This is a genomic window from Intrasporangium zincisolvens (assembly GCF_034724055.1).
Taxonomy (GTDB): Bacteria; Actinomycetota; Actinomycetes; order Actinomycetales; family Dermatophilaceae; genus Monashia; species Monashia zincisolvens.
The window spans coordinates 26,890-42,464 of sequence record NZ_JAWIIL010000015.1; the positions used below are offsets into that span (position 1 = coordinate 26,890).

Sequence of the window (15,575 nt, forward strand, 5' to 3'; positions counted from 1 at the left end):
GCCGCGGGTCGGCGACATCGGAGGGAGCGATTTCGATGACGAGCCAACCATCGTCGACCAAGCTGGAATGGGCCGCGGGCCTCACGGTCTTCGCGGGCCTGCTGCTCATCACGGCCGGGCTGTTCCAGGCACTCGGGGGCATCACGGCCCTGGTGAACGACCAGCGGTACGTCCTTGCCGGTGCGTACGTCTACACGTTCGACGTCACGACGTGGGGCTGGATCCAGCTGGTTCTCGGCCTCGCCGCCCTCGGGCTCGGCATCGCGGTGATCGTGGGCAAGGTGTGGTCGTTGATCGTGGCCGTGGCCGTCGCGATCCTGTCGGCGACGGCGCAGTTCATGTGGCTGCCGTACGACCCGGTACGCGCCATCGTCGTCATCGCCATCAACGCCGTGATCGTCTGGGCCCTCGCCGTCCAGCTCAAGAGGCCGTAGACCGACTGACGCCTCAGCCGGCTGACGCCTCAGCCGGCTGACGCCTCAGCCGGCGGGCTCCCGGCCGCGGCCGGACCGCGACTGTGCCGGTTCCGGCCCCCGCCCCGGGCCCGGCTGGTTATCGTCTCGACATGACAGGGCCCATGACCATGAACCGCGTCATCCACGCTGCGGTGCGTCGCGACCTCTCCCGCCTCGAGTCCGCCCTCGCCGCCGCGCCGGACGGGGACCGCGCCCGCGCCCAGCAGTTGCAGGTGGCCTACGCCAACCTCCACGACCAGCTGGGGCACCACCACGAGGGCGAGGACACGCACGTGTTCCCCTTCCTGGCCAGGGTGGAGGGGGCCCAGGAGCTGGTCGAGGTGATGGAGACCGAGCACCACGCCATGGCTGATGCACTCGCCGCTGCGCACACCGCGATGGACGCCTACGCCTCGACCGGGTCTGCCGCCGATGCCCACGCCGCCAGGGACGCCGTCGTGAGGGCGAACGAGGTCGTCGAGCGGCACCTGCACCACGAGGAGGACGACCTCGAGCCGCTCTTGCTGCCGCACCTCGAGACGCCCGAGTGGAAGGCCGTCGAGAAGCAGCTGAGGCCTCCGTCCCTCGCTGAGTCGGGCCGGTTCATGGCCTGGGTCCAGGACGGGATGCCCGAGGCGGAGCGCTCCTACCTTCGCTCGACGATCCCGGCGCCGGTGACCTTCCTGCTCAGCAGACTGGCCGGCAGGTCGTACCACCGGGAGGTCGCGCCCGTCTGGCAGGCCACCAGGTAGGAGCCCGCAGTCTCGTCATACCCCGGCTGCTACCCGCAGCCGGGGTATGACGAGACACGCCGCTTCCGTCGCCCGACCGACCGCTGGAGAATGTCGCACGTGGAGCAGCGGCTCGGCTCGACCGCCCTCGAGGACGGCACGGCGATACGGTTCGCCGTCGCCGGCCGGGGCCCCGTGGCGATCTACGTGCCGGGGTGGGTGTCCCATCTCGAGCTGGGGTGGGCGCTGCCGGCCGAGCGCCAGTTCTACGAGGGCCTGGCCGACGGTCGGACGCTCGTGCGGTACGACCGACCGGGCTGCGGCCTGTCGGGCGAGACCGCTCGCACCGACGTCGTCGAGCTGGAGCTGGAGGTCCTGCGCGCCGTCGCGACCGCTGTCGGTGTCGAGCAGTTCGACCTGGTCGGGGCCTCCTTCGGTGCGCCGCTCGCGGTGAGGTGGGCCGCCCGGCATCCGACGTCGGTGACGCGTCTCGTCCTGTACGGCGGGTGGGTCGACGGTGACGGCGTGGCGGATCAGGCCGTGCGGGAACACGTGCTCGGGCTGGTCGACCAGCACTGGGGGTTCGCGTCGGACGTGCTGACCGAGATCTTCGCCCCCGATGCGGACGCCGGCTTCCGCGCCATGTTCGCGCGCTACCAACGAGATTCGGCGTCCGCAGCCTGGGCGCATCGGTTGTTGGCAGCCTGCTACGACATCGACGTCGCGGACGATCTCCGGCGGATCGCCGCACCCACCTCGGTCATCCACCGCGAGGACGATCGCGCGGTGCCGCTCGCGGAGGGTGAGCGGCTGGCCCGTGGCATCGACGGTGCGACGCTGACCGTGCTGGCCGGCCGGACGCACATCCCCTTCGCCGGCGACGCCCACTCCGTGCTCGACGCGATGCGTCGCGGCCTGGGACTGCCCCCGCTCGCCCCCGGGGCGCCGCCCACGTTGACCGCGCGCCAGACCCAGGTGGCGGCGTTGGTGGCGCTCGGCTGGTCGAACCGGCAGATCGCCGAGGAGCTCGTGATCAGCGAGCGCTCTGCCGAGTCGCACGTCGAACGGATCCGCGCGCGGCTCGGGTTCCGTTCACGCGCCCAGATCGCAGCCTGGTACGTCGCGTCGAACGCGGCCGGCTGACCTCCGAAGTGCGGTATTTCCACTGCTGACGGGGTCGCCGCCCGTTCGGCACGCTCGATGCATGACCACTCGCCCATCGCAATCCTCCACTCCGACAACCACATCCACCCATGCCTCCGGGGAGCCCGAGAAACTGCACGAGTTCGACGACCACCCGGGCCGCGGACGGTTCAACTCGGCGTTCTTCTGGGTCATGGGCGGCTACATCGACCGGCTCATGCACAGCCACAAGTCCATTGCCTTCGCCGACCTCCCGCCGACCGTGGTCGAGCTGGGGGCGGGAGTCGGTGCGAACCTGCGGTACCTGCCCGCCGGCGTCCGCCTCATCGCCGTCGAACCCAACCCGTACATGCACGCGCGGCTCCGGCGGGCGGCTCGCTCCCGGAGCGTCGACCTCGAGATCCGGAGCGTCGTCGGCGAGCGGATCGACCTTCCCGACGCCAGCGCCGACGCCGTCATCTCCAGCCTGGTCCTGTGCAGCGTCCGTGACCCGGAGGCCGTCCTCGGCGAGATCCGCCGGATTCTGCGACCGGGTGGTCGCTTCAGCTTCGCCGAGCACGTCGCGGCGCAGCGGGGCACGCCCACTCGGTGGGCGCAGCGGACGCTCCGTCGACCGTGGGCTTGGATCTTCGAAGGCTGCTCCTGCGAACGGGACCTGGCGAGCGTGATCCGGTCTGCCGGCTTCGCCGGCGTCGACCTCGGCACCTACCGGATCCGCTCGCCGTTCCTGCCCTTCAACACCCACATCGCCGGCACGGCCATCGCCCAGGCCGGGCCACGTCTCGACAGGTAGGCAGCCCGATGCGGATCTCCGTCATCGCTGCGCTCTCCGGGGCCAGAACACGTCGGCGCATCGGCGCCGCCCACCACGAGACCATCTCCACCCCTGCGGCAGCCCGAGCGCCACGACCCTGCCGCGACGCGGCTGCGCGCGCCATCCAGCTGCGTCGCCTCACGCCCACCGATGCGCCGCACATGACCGACCTGCTCCAGCGGCTGTCGCCGCAGTCGCGCTACCTGCGCTACTTCCGGCCCGTGCGTTCCTTCGCCCCGGCTGACATCGCGCGCTTCGTCGCGACCAGCCACGGCCACCTGGCCGTCGGGGCGTTCGACGCGGGCGTCCTCGTCGGCGTCGCGCAGTACTTCCGCTCGGAACGGCCCGACCGCGCTGAGGTCGCCCTCGAGGTCGCCGACAGCCACCACCGTCGCGGGCTGGGCGCCCGGCTGGTCCACGAGCTGGCCCGGCTCGCCGCCGAGGCGGGCATCACCCACTTCACCGCGACCGTCCTCGCGGAGAACCTGGCCGTGCTCGGACTCGTGCGGCGCTCGGGTTGGGAGGTCGCGACCACCGTGGACGGGCCCTACACCGACATCGTCGTGAGCCTTCCGTCCGAGCTCGTGAGCGCGAGAGCCACCTGCCAGAAGTCGCGGGCCGCAGAGCGACCGCACCTGTCCCTTCCGGGTCAGGTGGCGTGTGGTTGATCCAGCGCCTCGAGCAGCTCATCGTGGCGCGGCGTCGGAGGAGAGGCCGCCGCCGCGGTCGCCGGCGCTCTGCCGGCGAAGGTCACGGACCAAAGCCCCTTACGTGGGCGCGTCCGGACATCCATGCTGAAGGTGAGATCAGGAAGGAGGTGACGACAATGTCGCAGCTCCTTGAGAAGCAACGTGCGGAGACTGATCAACTGCTTCCCCGGTTGTTCCGCAACCGCACGGTCGACTACACGCTCCTGGTCATCGGGGCCCTGGTCGCAGCGTTCGGCGCCTACGTGTACTTCGCGCCGGCCGGCTGGATCCTGGCCGACCTGAGCGAGGCCTGGTACCTCAGCAGCTGGATCGCGGGCGGAGCACTGCTCACCGCCGGCTTCGGCATGTTCGGAGCCAGCGTCCGCGACCAGTCCGGGCACTGGACCGCAGGCGCAGTGACGAGCTTCGTGCTCGGCGCGCTGAGCCTCGCCGGAGCCGTGATCGCTGCGGTTCTGCTCATCGTCTGACCTCGAGAGGCAGGTGAGGCACACGCGAAGCCCCCTCAAGGCGGGGGGCTTCGCGGCTCATGTCGCCTCTCTCGCTGCGGCCAGGCGTTCCACGGTGTCGGGATGCGTGGCGAAGAGCACGTACTCGATGCGGGGCGGGTGGACGTCGGCCCGGTTGACGGTGGCCAGGCGCAGCTGCATCGCCGCGAAGTCGGCCGGGTCACCGGTCAGCCGGAGCGCGTGCTGGTCGGCACGGGCCTCGACCCGGCGGGAGACGAGGCCCTCGAGCGGGCCGGTGGCCAGGCCCGCGACCGCCCCCACGGCGAGGACCAGGCCGATCGCCCGCGGCGAGCCGATGGAGTCCACGCCGGCTCGGTGGAGCAGGGCGTCCCAGTGGCCCAACAGGGAGAGCGCCACGACCGCCGCCGCGGCGCCGATCGCCCCGAGCAGCGTGCCCACCTCGGGGTCGCGGTCCGTGGCATGGCCCAGCTCATGGGCGACGACGCCACGCACCTCACCGGCCGGGGCCTCGCGCAGCAAGGTGTCGTAGACGACGATGCGTCGGGTGGCGCCGAAGCCGGACACGTACGCGTTGAGCGCGGTGGTCCGCCGGGACGCGTCGGCGACGAGCACGTCCCGCACCGGCATGCCGTCCCGGGCCGCCATCGAGACCAGCTCGTCACGCAGCGGCCCGGCGGGCATCGGGGTGAACCTGTTGAACACCGGCTCGACGAGGACCGGGAAGACGAAGGACAGCAGGACCACCAGGGCAGCGGCAGCAGCTGCGCCGAAGGCCCACCACCAGTCCGGCGCCAAATGGGTCAGCGTGTAGAAGCCGGCGAGCACGACCGCACCGATCACGACGCCGAGCGCGCCGCTCTTGAGCAGGTCCACCGCCCAGTCGCGCCAGCTCTGGGTGGACAGCCCGTGGTCGCGGAGCACGGTGTGGCGCCACACGGCAAACGGCAACGGCGCCGACCACAGCAGCAGCAGGACGACCAGACCGCCCACCACGGCCTCGGCCGGCCAGCGTCCCCCGAACGGCTGGGCCGCCCAGGCCACGATGCGGGCACCGGCCGGGGTGAGGCCGAGGAGCAGTGACGCCGCCAGTCCCGCCAGCAGCGAACCGTAGGAGCTCGGGCGCAGGGCGGCGTGCAGCGCCCGGCCCCTGGTGACGACATCGGCGGGTATGTCGCCCATCGCCGCCGCTCGGGCGGCGTTGCCCGGGCGCGCCACCCGCCAGGGCACCAGCGTGATCGCGCCGACAGCCAGCCCTGCTGCCAGCGCGGCCAGCGCCACCACGGCCCACCCGGTCGAGGTCATGGCCGCCTGCCCAGCGGCCCTCAGGCGTGGCCGCTGAGGCGACCGAGACGGTCGGCGAGGGCGTCGACCATGGCTGAGGCGCGCTTCTCGGAGATCGGCGCCTTGCGGTCGCCGCCCTGGCTGGAGACCGCGAGCACGTCGATGGACAGCTTTGCGCCGCCGGCGAGGGCGCGCAACGCATCGATCTTGGCGGCGAAGGGCGAGCCGCTGCCGGGGGAGTAGTAGCGCACGGCCTCGTCGACGTCGTCGGGGTAGAGGTCGGTCTTCGTCACGGCGATGACCAGCCAGATCGGCTTGTTGCGGCGTACGGCCATCGAGGCGATCCGGTGCGAGGTGATCGTCCAGTCCTCGAGCTCGGCGGCCAGCTGCTCCTCACGCGTCGCGGTGGCCGCTCCCGTCGTGCCCGCGGCGCGTCGGGGCGTGGCGTAGCCGTTGGCGACGACGTGGATGACCCCGTCGACCGGCTCGTCGTGGAAGACCTCGTCGAGCGCGCCGAGGCGCGTCGCCGCGTTGTCGCCCGGGACGACGAGGAAGCGGAAGCCGTGCAGCCTGGAGCCGCGGCGCGTCCGACGCTCCATCACCGCCGAACCCACCTCGGCCAGGGTTTCGTCGGTGGCGCGGCGGGTCAGTCGGTCGACGAGCTGGCTCTTGCCGACGCCCGTCACGCCCGTGACGGCCACCATCGGGTAGCGGTCGCGAAGGAGCCGGCCCAGCCGCTCGGGGGCTGCCGCCAGCGCGGTCAGCAGGCCACCGGCCACGGTCGCTCCCAGGGCGGGCAGGGCAGTGCGGCTCGACGGGGGCAGGATCGTCCGGATCCGCGATGAAGTCTGAGACACGGTGCCTCCTCGGCATGCTGGTTCAGGTGCCAGTTGGCCCCACGAGCCTACGGGCCGCGAGCCCTCGCCCGCCCCCGCGGTGCACTCGAGACCACTCAGCGCGACGACGGGTGGCGGCAGCGTCAGGAGTCCAGAGTGGCTGCCGGGTCGACGGGGGCGGCAAAGCGTCCACGCAGGGCGCGGCCGACCGAGGAGCCGACGAGCAGCCCCAGGGAGATCGCGATGGCGACACCGAGCAGGCCGAGGGCCACGTCGGTGGCGGACTCGCGGCCGGCTGCGAGCTCGGTCACGCCGACGAGGCCGAGGCTGCCCGGCACGAGCAGCCAGAAGGCGGGGAGGAAGAGCACGAGGCGGGGCAGCAGCGGGCGACGGAGCTCGACGACGCTCGCTCCGAGGCTCGCGGCGATGGCACCGAGGAAGCCGCCGAGGGCGACCGAACCGAGCTGCTGCCCGGCGACCTGCGCACCGAAGGCGAGGCTGAGGACGAGCAGCACCCAGCCCTGCAGCCGCAGCGGCACGCCCTCCATGAGGCAGATGCTCGCGCCGACGAGCAGCAGCCCGACGGGGGCGCCGGCCCACCCGATCTCGTCGACGCGAAGGTTGACGAGGGTCGAGGTGGGCACCCGCAGCAGGGCGGTGGCCATGAGGAGCCCGAGGGCGAAGAGGCCGAGCTGGGCGAGTCCGTAGGTGAGGCGGGCGGAGCCGGCCTGCATGTGCCCGGCGGCGAGCTCCGACATGCCGTTGACGACGAGGGCACCGGGGAGGAGCACGGCCAGCGGCGGCAGGACGGTACGCAGCGGGCCCTCGAGCAGGCCGGCGTTCGCGGCGCCGAAGACGGCGAGCGACACGGCGAAGGCTGCGAGGGTCGGCAGCAGTGCCGCGACCACCTCGTAGCGCTCGGCGAGCTGGACGAGCGCGAGCACGATGAGGGCACCGACCGCTGCGGCGGCGACGTTGGCCCATCCGCGTTGGAGGATCAGCGCGATGCCGACGGCGAGCACGGGCCAGGCGAGCGCGACGAGCCACGACGGCTGCTGGACCGGACGCGTGGTCGTGGCTGCCAGCTCGTCGCGGGCCTCGGCGATGGTCAGCTCGTCATGGACCAGCTGGTGGCGGATGAGACGCACGCTCGCCGCCTGGTGCAGCCGCAGCCCGGCCGGCGCCGAGCGGTAGGTGGACGCGCCACCCGGCGTGAGGGTGACCATCAGGCCGGTGGGTCCGACCGCCGACTGCACGTCGGGGTAGCCGAGCCGGGCGCTCACCTCGGCGAGCTCTTCCTCGATCTCCTGCACCGGCTGGCCGGTCGCGATCATGGCGGTGCCCAGCTCGGCGAGCAGGGCCCGGGTCTCGGTCTCGCGGTCCCCGGCCGCCTGGTCGCCCTCGGGACGGCCCGCGTCGGCGTGGCCCGGCGGGACCGTCACGACTCGGCGCGCACGACTCGGCGCACGGTCGCAGCTCCCTCCATGCGGTCATCATGTCAAAGCGGGCGCCGGGCTCGTCCCGCGTCGCCGAACCGCGGTCACGCCCCCGGGCGTGCGTCGGTGCGGTGGTTGGATCGAGGCATGCGCATCTTCTTCACCGGAGGCAGCGGCAAGGCCGGCAGGCACGTCGCGCCGTTCCTCGCCGAGCAGGGCCACCACGTCACCAACGCCGACCTCGTCCCGCTCGGGCACCCGGGCGTCGACGACCTCACGGTCGACCTCACCGACATCGGCGAGACGTACTCGGCCCTGGCGGGACTGGCGCGCTTCGAGGAGCTGGAGCGGGCGACCACGCCGGCCTACGACGCCGTCGTGCACTTCGCGGCGATCCCGCGGATCCTGCTCGCGCCGGACGCGAAGACGTACGCGACGAACGTCCTCAGCACGTACAACGTGCTCGAGGCGGCGACCCGGCTCGGCGTCCGCAAGGTGATCTTCGCGTCGTCGGAGACGACCTACGGCATCTGCTTCGCGCAGGGTGAGCGCAAGCCGGTCTACGTGCCGGTCGACGAGGAGCACCCGACGGTGCCGGAGGACTCGTACGCGATGTCGAAGGTCGCGAACGAGGTGACGGCGCGCTCGTTCCAGGCCCGCACCGGCGTCGACGTGTACGGGCTGCGGATCAACAACGTCATCGAGCCGCACGAGTACGCCGACCTGTTCCCGCCGTTCCTCGAGGACCCAGCGCTGCGGCGTCGAAACGTCTTCGCCTACATCGACGCCCGCGACCTCGGCCAGATGGTGCAGCGCTGCCTCGAGGTCGACGGGCTCGGCTACGAGGTCTTCAACGTCGCCAACGCGGACATGTCCGTCGCGGCGACGACCGACGAGGTGCGCGAGCGCTTCTACGACGGGGTGCCGCTGCGGCGGCCGATGGGGCGTGACGAGACCTTCTACTCCATCGACAAGGCCCGCGACCTGCTCGGCTACTCGCCGCAGCACTCGTGGCGCGATGTCCTGCCGGACCCTCGGAGCGAGGCGTAGCGTCCGAGGATGCGCAGTTTCCCGGTGACCGACGAGATTCGCTCCTACGCCGTGACCCACGGGAGCTGGCGGCCCGACTCCGTGGTGCATGACCTCCAGGCGGAGACGGCGAGGCTCGGCGACGTGGCGGGCATGCAGATCGGCGATGACCAGGGGCAGCTGCTCACGATGCTCGCCCGGCTCATCGGCGCGCGCCGAGCGGTCGAGGTCGGCACGTTCACGGGCTACTCGAGCATGTGCATCGCTCGCGGCCTGGCGGACGGCGGCTCACTGCTGTGCTGCGACGTCAGCGCCGAGTGGACCGAGATCGGCCGACGGGCCTGGGACGCAGCCGGTCTGGCCGGCCGGGTCGAGCTCCGAATTGCGCCGGCGCTCGAGACCCTGCGTGCCCTGCCCCCGACGGCGGACATCGACCTCGTGTTCATCGACGCCGACAAGCCGTCCTACGCCGACTACTGGGCGGAGCTGGTGCCGCGGGTCCGCCCCGGGGGTCTGCTCCTGGCGGACAACGTCCTCTGGAGCGGCCGGATCGCTGACCCAGAGGCGACGGACGCGAACACCACCGCCCTGCGCGCCTTCAACGACCTGGTGGCCGCCGACGACCGGGTCGAGGCCGTGATCCTGACCGCCTTCGACGGACTGACCATCGCCCGACGGAGGTGACGGAGGCAGGGCGAGCACGACTGGACAGCGTGCGCGTCGAGGGCCCGCGGGGCAGCTGCTGAGGCCACTCCGGCGCATGCCGGAGGTGTTGGGTCCTGCGTCGTGCAGGCCAGAGGCGCGGCTGGCTGCTAGCGTCGTTCCCGGCTGCCGTCCCGGTCCACCAGTTCGGACTGGGCACAACGCCTTGGCGCGGGGTCTCGTATCTCGCGCCTGGTTGTGACACATCGGCATCCTGAGGTCTCCACACGGGGGACTTCGCTGACTAGAAGAGGCAACACCAGTGGCAACAGGCACCGTGAAGTGGTTCAACAGCGAAAAGGGCTTCGGCTTCATCGAGCAGGACGGCGGCGGCGCCGATGTCTTCGTTCACTACTCGGCCATCGAGAGCGGCGGCTACCGCGAGCTGCAGGAAGGCCAGAAGGTCGAGTTCGAGGTGACGCAGGGTCCGAAGGGCCCCCAGGCCGAGAAGGTCAAGGGCATCTGACCCACCGAAAGCCCAGGACCACTCCGGTCCTCAGCGAATCCCCCGACCACACGGTCGGGGGATTCGCCGTTCCAGCCCCGTCGGGGTGAACCGACGCCCGACCGGCCAGGCGTTGGGGTGATGACACGTCGGCAACGGAGGGGTGGGCAGGGCGGTCCTCACGGAATCCGTGGCGCGATGAGAAGCGGTCGGCCGAACGCAGCAGAGCCCCGCGCAAACCTGGCGCGTAGTGGGCGCTCGACGAACCTGAAGCTCGCCTCGGCCAGAACGACGAAGACGGCGACCCAGACGATGTCACCGATCACCGAGTGGCCGAACAGACTGAGCATCGCGATCCTCGCAAGGACGTTCCAGAGATAGATCGAGTACGACCGCTCGCCGAGCCACCGCATCGGAGCGCTCGACAGCAGCGAGGCAACCGCCGAGCCCGGCCGCGTCAGGACACCGGACAGAACCACCAGCGTCAGGACGGTTCCAGCAACGATCACCAACGAGGTGCGGTACGTGTCGTCGCGATAGGCCAGGACAGGAAGCAGGGCGAGCCCCGCCATCGCGCAGGGGGCAAGACGCCTCACCGCCCCTGACAGCCAGCCGTGGTGCGCGACGATCGCGAGCAGTGAGCCGGCCAGGATCGGCAGCGCATTCGTGTCGGTCCCGAAATACTCGTGCGGGTCGAAACGGACCGCTTGAGTCAGGCCGAGGACGAGGTCAAGCGCCAGGGTGATCCCGATGAGCGACACGGTGAGCGCCGCGAACAGCCGCGGACGGCGGCGATATCCCCAGAACAGCGCGAAGGGCCACAACAGGTAGAACTGCTCTTCGACGGAGAGCGTCCAGGTGTAGTTGAAGTAGTCCTGTGTGGCGAAAGGGTGTCCGGCCCAGTCGAAGAGGCTTGTCGTGTAGGTCGCGGCCGCCCCAGCGGGTGCGAGAACCTGCCCGGCGCTCAAGTCATGTCGCCCGACCAACAGCACCACGATGGTCGCCGCCACGACGGTGACCAGCGCCGGACAGAGGCGCGCGGCGCGCCGGCGGTAGAACGCCCGGACGTCGATCGTTCCCGTTTGGAGTTCGCCGACCAACAGGCTGGTGATGAGGTAACCCGACAGGCAGAAGAACACGGTCACCCCCACGAAACCGTCGATCAACGGCCTGGTCGGAGCGTGCTGACCCAGGACCAGAAGGATTGCTGCACCACGGATCCCGTCCAGTGCAGGCTGCTTACCAAAGGCGGGCACGAGTCGCTCCGAAAGGGTAGGAGCGGTCCGCGTCGAGTCGAGAGCTGACCTCCGGGCCGAGACTTTCTTGTGCGTCCGATGTGTCCGCGTTCGCAACCGTGTGCCCTCCCTTCGGGCATCCGCTTTGAGCCCCGACGCGGCGCAGCGTGATCCACGTCGATGGAACGAGTACGACGTGATGGCGCAGCCGGTTCAGGTCGACGAGGAGGCAAACGTCCCATGACGCGGTCGAGACGTGAGGCCGACTCAACCTCGGGGGCGCCTGATCCGTTGAAGGAGTAGACAAGCATCACGCGAACGAGGAGGTGCCGCAGTGACCCCGGCGGACCAGTCCTTCATCGCGTTCGCGGATGCGACCTCCCCGCGGTTGCTGCGCGCGGCCTGGCTCACGTGTGGCGACCACCACCTCGCCGAGGACCTCGTCCAAGGGGCGCTGGTGGCCGTGTACCAACGATGGGACCGGCTCCGCACCGGTGATGCCGCGGCCTATGCCCGGCGCTGCATCATCAATGCGCACATCGACGCGACCCGCCGGGGGCGTCGCGAGGTGGTCACCGACGTCGTGCCGGATCGCGGGTCTGTGGAGATGCTGCCGCCGGACACCCGTTGGCTGCTGACGGCGCTCGCCGCGCTGCCCCTGCGGGAACGGCAATGCGTGGTCCTCCGGCACTACGCCGACGTGTCCGAGGCCGAGGTGGCGGACCTCCTCGACATCAGCGTGGGAACGGTCAAGTCGTCGGCCTCCCGCGGGCTGACGCGCCTGCGGGCCCTGCTCGCGGAAGGAGATCCGCATGTCCGATGACGTCGTCGACCTCCTCAAGAGCGTGCCGGAGCCACCCATGACCGTCGACCCGTACGCCGCGATGGCGACGGTGCGTCGGAACCAGGCCCGTCGACGCCGCATCGTCACGGCGGCGGTCGCGGCAGCCATCGCGATCGCGGTCGCCGTCGGATCGGCAATCGTCGCGGGACGTGACCGAGCCCTGCCCGCGCACCCGACCCCGACGGCCCCCACGACTCCGATACCGTCGACGCCGAGGAGCCTCGTCGCCAGGTTCGGCATCGTCGGGAACCCCTTCACCGCCACCCTCGACTCGTCCGCGTGGACGGTCACGGTCCAGCCGCTGGGCAGTCCAGCAGGCTCCGGCCTGGCCCTGTCCGTGCCAGACACCCCCGGCGGGGCGACGTGTCAGGCGAATCCGTCGCTGTACGTGTACGTCTGCGTCGTTCGGGCGCCCGTGCGCGCGGGGGTCCTCGCCTACGGCGACCCAACGGCGCCAGATCTCACCGTCTCCCCGCCTGACGTGCGCCGGTTCTCGGTCCCGGACGTCTCGGTCCTCGCAGCCTTCGGCCCGGCACCCGATGTGCGCTCGGTACGCGGCACGGTGTACGAGATGGACGACGGCACCGTGGCCGACAGTTCGGGCGGGCCCGTGTCTCAAGCACATGCCCGCCAGGTACCCGTGACGATCTTCTTGTCGGGTCCGGACAGGGCGCGAGTCATGGGTCTGCGGCCCGACAGCATCGCCGACTGGTCTGCCAGCACCACCGACGGGACGGGAGCCACGCACACCGGAATGGGCGACCTGACCGGCGACTACTACGCCTACCTGCTGCCGCCCGGAGCCGTGTCAGGACACGTGCGGCCCCCCGGCTCCGCCACCGTCGTTGCGCAAGAGGTCCTCGTCCTCGCCGGACAGAAGGTACTCGTGGCCCAGCTCGCCGGGGTGAAACACTTTCAGGGGCCCGCCGTCGACTGGGTCGACGCGCGCGGCGGCACACACGTCCTTGCCGAAATGTCCGGGGCCGCCCCCAGGTAACCGTTCGCTCACACCGCAGACACGTGGAAAGTGCCTCAGGCCGTCAGACCCTGATGTGAGAATGCCCGCATGACGATCCTCCCCAGTGACGGGGGAGCCGACCGGGGTGCGCCGTACGACGTTCCTCGCGGCACGTGCCCGGGCTGCGGTGGCGGCGAGATCCGGCATCTCGTGATCGGTCTTCCAGCCGTCCCGGAACCGATGGCGAGCTCGCCGCCGTGGGTTGAGTGGGTGGGCTGCGGTCACCCCGGGTACGACCGTGAGTGTGACCGATGTGGCGCCCAGTGGGACTCAGAGGATCGGGGTCCTGACGCTGCGCAGCAATGAACTCTCGGTTCGGGGCCACTCAGGTGGGCCGCCGCGCCTGGCAAGGAGGCATATGTGTCCGGCTATCCCGTCCTTCTTCACACCGCGATCGACGCGCCTGACTGCCGAGCGCTGGGCGAGTTCTACCGGCAGCTTCTGGGGCTGCGGTATCGGGAGGGCGAGGAACCGCCCACCGATGGGAGTCCTGACGAGGCCGACTGGCTGGTCCTGCTCGACGGTGACGGCAATCGGGTCCTGACCGTTCAGGAGAAGAAGGACACCACTCCCGCGACCTGGCCCTCGGAGCAGGTGCCGATGCAGATGCACATGGACTTCACGGTGCCTTCGGTCGAGGAGCTGGAGCGGCATCGTGAGCGGGCGGAGGCGTTGGGTGCCCGTCTGCTGTACGACCGATCGAAGGACGAGGGCGAGCCGCTCTATGTGCTTGCCGACCCTGCCGGGCACCCGTTCTGTCTGCTGGTCCAGTAGGGCCACAGGGACGCTCGGCCGGCGGCGATGTGACGCGCTGCGGACGGTGGTCCGGAGCCACGCCTGCCCCGTGCAAGCGGGTCAGGACCGAGGACCTACTCGCCTGGTTCGTGCCGGTTCGGCGGCTCTGAAACCGCGTAGCGTGGCAGCCGTGAGCGGCTGGAACGACAACGTCATCGCGGAGTTCCGGGCCCATGGCGGCAAGGTCGGCGGGAACTTCGCCGGCGCGCCCTTGCTGCTGCTCCACACGACCGGCGCCAGGTCGGGCGAGCCGCGCGTGCACCCGATGATGTACCAGGCCGTCGACGGCGGGTGGGCCGTCTTCGCGTCGTACGCCGGCCTCGACGTGAACCCTGCGTGGTTCCACAACCTCAAGGCGAACCCGGACGCGTCGATCGAGGTGGGTACCGAGTCGATCGACGTCCGTGCACGGGTGCTCTCGCCGGAGGAGCGCGAACCGATCTGGCAGGAGCAGAAGCGGCGCTACCCGGGCTTCGCGAACTACGAGCGACGGACGCCGCGCGTCATCCCGGTCGTCCTCCTCACCCGCCGCTGACCCGCGGCGGGTGAGGATCATCGCGGTGCGCTCGGGACGACGTCCCGAGCGCACATGCCGGTGAGCTTGCCTCCCTACCCACGAACCGCTGCGCCTGCCCGAAGGCCCGACGCTTCGTACGCGGCGTCGATGATCTCCGCGTTGCCGACCGACCAGTCGGCGTCGGTGAGCACCGACGTCCGCTCCCGTACGGCGGAGGCGAACGCCTCGAGCTGGTAGGTGTAGCTCGTCCGGGTGCCGAGGTGCTCGACGACCTCCACCTCGCCGTCGTGGCGCAGGACGAGCGTGTCGCCCTCGTGCGGCACCGGGAACATCGGCACGACGAGCTCGCCGGCCGTACCACGCACCGTCAGCGACATGTCCCGGTCGGCCGACGCCATGTCGCTGCCCGCCAGGCCGGTCGCCCCTGACGGGAACGAGAGGTCGGCGAAGAGCCGTTCGTCGACGCCGGGGCGCCCGGGACGCTCGTCGGCCCGGGCCGCGACGACGCGAGGCTCGCCGCCGGCGAACCGCCCGAGCAGCCGCACGCACGACAGCGCGTAGCAACCGAGGTCCATCGTCGCGCCACCACCGAGCTCGCGCGACCAGCGCGGGTCGTCGTCCGGTGGCGCCGGCATGCGGAGCACGGCCTCGACGCGCTGCACCGCGCCGACCGCTCCCGCCTCGAGCAGCCCGCAGACCCGCTGGACCAGTGGGTGGTACGGGTAGTGGAACGCCTCCATGAAGACGACACCCGACGCGTGCACCGCGTCGCGGACGCGTCGGGCCTCGGCGGCGTCGAGCGCCGACGGCTTCTCGGCGAGCACGTGCTTGCCGGCTTCGGCCGCGCGGATGTTCCACTCCGCGTGGAACGCGTTGGGCAGTGGGTTGTAGACGGCCTCGACGTCGGGGTCGGCCAGCACGTCGGCGTAGGAGGAGAGCACGCGCTCGATGCCGTGCTCCGCCGCGAACGACTCGGCCCGGTCTGCATCGCGGGCGGCCACGGCCACGAGCCGGTGCCCCGTGGCCCTGGCGGGCTCGACGACGCTCAGCGACGTGATGCGCGCCGCCCCGAGGATCCCGAGGCGCAGCGGATCGACCGGCGAAGGGCCAGCCATCG

At 71.2% G+C, this 15,575-nt stretch carries 18 protein-coding genes; 13 read left to right on the plus strand and 5 right to left on the minus strand.

Going from position 1 to position 15,575, the window contains the following annotated elements; translation table 11 throughout:
- The first annotated feature begins 35 nt into the window (after positions 1-35).
- The 6 genes from RY076_RS23055 to RY076_RS23080 all read left to right on the plus strand — a co-directional run bounded on the left by RY076_RS23055 (position 36) and on the right by RY076_RS23080 (position 4,320).
- Complete coding sequence (locus RY076_RS23055; RefSeq protein ID WP_323102249.1) at positions 36-434, plus strand: DUF7144 family membrane protein; 399 nt, start codon at positions 36-38, stop codon at positions 432-434.
- Between the two features lie 131 nt (positions 435-565).
- A complete protein-coding gene (locus tag RY076_RS23060; protein WP_323102252.1) occupies positions 566-1,207 on the plus strand; it encodes a hemerythrin domain-containing protein in 642 nt (213 codons plus the stop codon).
- Between the two features lie 99 nt (positions 1,208-1,306).
- Positions 1,307-2,329 (plus strand): alpha/beta fold hydrolase, encoded by a 1,023-nt coding sequence (locus tag RY076_RS23065; protein ID WP_323102254.1) that lies wholly within the window; start codon positions 1,307-1,309, stop codon positions 2,327-2,329.
- 61 nt (positions 2,330-2,390) lie between these two features.
- Entirely contained in the window at positions 2,391-3,122 is a 732-nt protein-coding gene (locus RY076_RS23070; protein WP_323102257.1) for a class I SAM-dependent methyltransferase, read from the plus strand.
- Between the two features lie 8 nt (positions 3,123-3,130).
- Positions 3,131-3,811, plus strand: a complete 681-nt coding sequence (locus RY076_RS23075) for a GNAT family N-acetyltransferase (protein ID WP_323102260.1) — start codon at positions 3,131-3,133, stop codon at positions 3,809-3,811.
- Between the two features lie 212 nt (positions 3,812-4,023).
- Positions 4,024-4,320 (plus strand): hypothetical protein, encoded by a 297-nt coding sequence (locus tag RY076_RS23080; protein WP_323102262.1) that lies wholly within the window; start codon positions 4,024-4,026, stop codon positions 4,318-4,320.
- Between the two features lie 57 nt (positions 4,321-4,377).
- Here RY076_RS23080 and RY076_RS23085 read toward each other — a convergent pair whose 3' ends face one another.
- From RY076_RS23085 to RY076_RS23095, 3 genes are all read right to left on the minus strand, one after another.
- Positions 4,378-5,622 carry a M48 family metallopeptidase gene (locus RY076_RS23085; RefSeq protein ID WP_323102264.1) on the minus strand — a complete coding sequence of 415 codons (1,245 nt, stop codon included), beginning with the start codon at positions 5,620-5,622 and terminating at the stop codon, positions 4,378-4,380.
- 20 nt (positions 5,623-5,642) lie between these two features.
- Complete coding sequence (locus RY076_RS23090) at positions 5,643-6,458, minus strand: hypothetical protein (RefSeq protein ID WP_323102265.1); 816 nt, start codon at positions 6,456-6,458, stop codon at positions 5,643-5,645.
- Positions 6,459-6,580: 122 nt separating this feature from the next.
- Positions 6,581-7,879 carry a threonine/serine exporter family protein gene (locus tag RY076_RS23095; protein WP_323102267.1) on the minus strand — a complete coding sequence of 433 codons (1,299 nt, stop codon included), beginning with the start codon at positions 7,877-7,879 and terminating at the stop codon, positions 6,581-6,583.
- Positions 7,880-8,020: 141 nt separating this feature from the next.
- Between RY076_RS23095 and RY076_RS23100 the strand changes: the two genes are divergently transcribed.
- The 3 genes from RY076_RS23100 to RY076_RS23110 all read left to right on the plus strand — a co-directional run bounded on the left by RY076_RS23100 (position 8,021) and on the right by RY076_RS23110 (position 10,070).
- The gene (locus tag RY076_RS23100; RefSeq protein WP_323102270.1) at positions 8,021-8,923 is read left to right on the plus strand and encodes an NAD-dependent epimerase/dehydratase family protein; all 903 of its coding nucleotides are present in this window, start codon (positions 8,021-8,023) and stop codon (positions 8,921-8,923) included.
- A gap of 9 nt (positions 8,924-8,932) precedes the next feature.
- Positions 8,933-9,586, plus strand: coding sequence for an O-methyltransferase (locus RY076_RS23105; RefSeq protein ID WP_323102272.1), 654 nt, complete (start codon positions 8,933-8,935; stop codon positions 9,584-9,586).
- A 280-nt stretch (positions 9,587-9,866) separates the two neighbouring features.
- The gene (locus RY076_RS23110) at positions 9,867-10,070 is read left to right on the plus strand and encodes a cold-shock protein (protein ID WP_142180378.1); all 204 of its coding nucleotides are present in this window, start codon (positions 9,867-9,869) and stop codon (positions 10,068-10,070) included.
- Between the two features lie 158 nt (positions 10,071-10,228).
- Here RY076_RS23110 and RY076_RS23115 read toward each other — a convergent pair whose 3' ends face one another.
- Positions 10,229-11,305: an acyltransferase family protein gene (locus RY076_RS23115; RefSeq protein WP_323102277.1), complete on the minus strand. Its 1,077-nt coding sequence runs from the start codon at positions 11,303-11,305 to the stop codon at positions 10,229-10,231.
- A 313-nt stretch (positions 11,306-11,618) separates the two neighbouring features.
- Here RY076_RS23115 and RY076_RS23120 point away from each other — a divergent pair, with 313 nt between their 5' ends.
- The 4 genes from RY076_RS23120 to RY076_RS23135 all read left to right on the plus strand — a co-directional run bounded on the left by RY076_RS23120 (position 11,619) and on the right by RY076_RS23135 (position 14,476).
- Entirely contained in the window at positions 11,619-12,107 is a 489-nt protein-coding gene (locus RY076_RS23120; RefSeq protein WP_323102279.1) for a SigE family RNA polymerase sigma factor, read from the plus strand.
- A complete protein-coding gene (locus RY076_RS23125; RefSeq protein ID WP_323102280.1) occupies positions 12,097-13,125 on the plus strand; it encodes a hypothetical protein in 1,029 nt (342 codons plus the stop codon). Before RY076_RS23120 ends, RY076_RS23125 begins: the two co-directional genes overlap by 11 nt.
- Before the next feature lie 381 nt (positions 13,126-13,506).
- Complete coding sequence (locus RY076_RS23130) at positions 13,507-13,920, plus strand: VOC family protein (protein ID WP_323102283.1); 414 nt, start codon at positions 13,507-13,509, stop codon at positions 13,918-13,920.
- Between the two features lie 151 nt (positions 13,921-14,071).
- Positions 14,072-14,476, plus strand: coding sequence for a nitroreductase family deazaflavin-dependent oxidoreductase (locus RY076_RS23135; RefSeq protein WP_323102285.1), 405 nt, complete (start codon positions 14,072-14,074; stop codon positions 14,474-14,476).
- 74 nt (positions 14,477-14,550) lie between these two features.
- On the opposite strand, the gene RY076_RS23140 is transcribed toward RY076_RS23135, so the two are convergent.
- A complete protein-coding gene (locus tag RY076_RS23140) occupies positions 14,551-15,573 on the minus strand; it encodes a Gfo/Idh/MocA family protein (RefSeq protein WP_323102288.1) in 1,023 nt (340 codons plus the stop codon).
- Positions 15,574-15,575: the final 2 nt, after the last annotated feature.

What these genes read in the sequence shown, in the direction of transcription:
- RY076_RS23055 (WP_323102249.1), top strand. Translation starts at nt 36, where the DNA reads ATGACGAGCCAACCATCGTCGACCAAGCTGGAATGGGCCGCGGGCCTC.
- RY076_RS23060 (WP_323102252.1), top strand. Translation starts at nt 566, where the DNA reads ATGACAGGGCCCATGACCATGAACCGCGTCATCCACGCTGCGGTGCGT.
- RY076_RS23070 (WP_323102257.1), top strand. Translation starts at nt 2,391, where the DNA reads ATGACCACTCGCCCATCGCAATCCTCCACTCCGACAACCACATCCACC.
- RY076_RS23075 (WP_323102260.1), top strand. Translation starts at nt 3,131, where the DNA reads ATGCGGATCTCCGTCATCGCTGCGCTCTCCGGGGCCAGAACACGTCGG.
- RY076_RS23085 (WP_323102264.1), bottom strand. Translation starts at nt 5,622, where the DNA reads ATGACCTCGACCGGGTGGGCCGTGGTGGCGCTGGCCGCGCTGGCAGCA.
- RY076_RS23100 (WP_323102270.1), top strand. Translation starts at nt 8,021, where the DNA reads ATGCGCATCTTCTTCACCGGAGGCAGCGGCAAGGCCGGCAGGCACGTC.
- RY076_RS23105 (WP_323102272.1), top strand. Translation starts at nt 8,933, where the DNA reads ATGCGCAGTTTCCCGGTGACCGACGAGATTCGCTCCTACGCCGTGACC.
- RY076_RS23125 (WP_323102280.1), top strand. Translation starts at nt 12,097, where the DNA reads ATGTCCGATGACGTCGTCGACCTCCTCAAGAGCGTGCCGGAGCCACCC.
- RY076_RS23140 (WP_323102288.1), bottom strand. Translation starts at nt 15,573, where the DNA reads ATGGCTGGCCCTTCGCCGGTCGATCCGCTGCGCCTCGGGATCCTCGGG.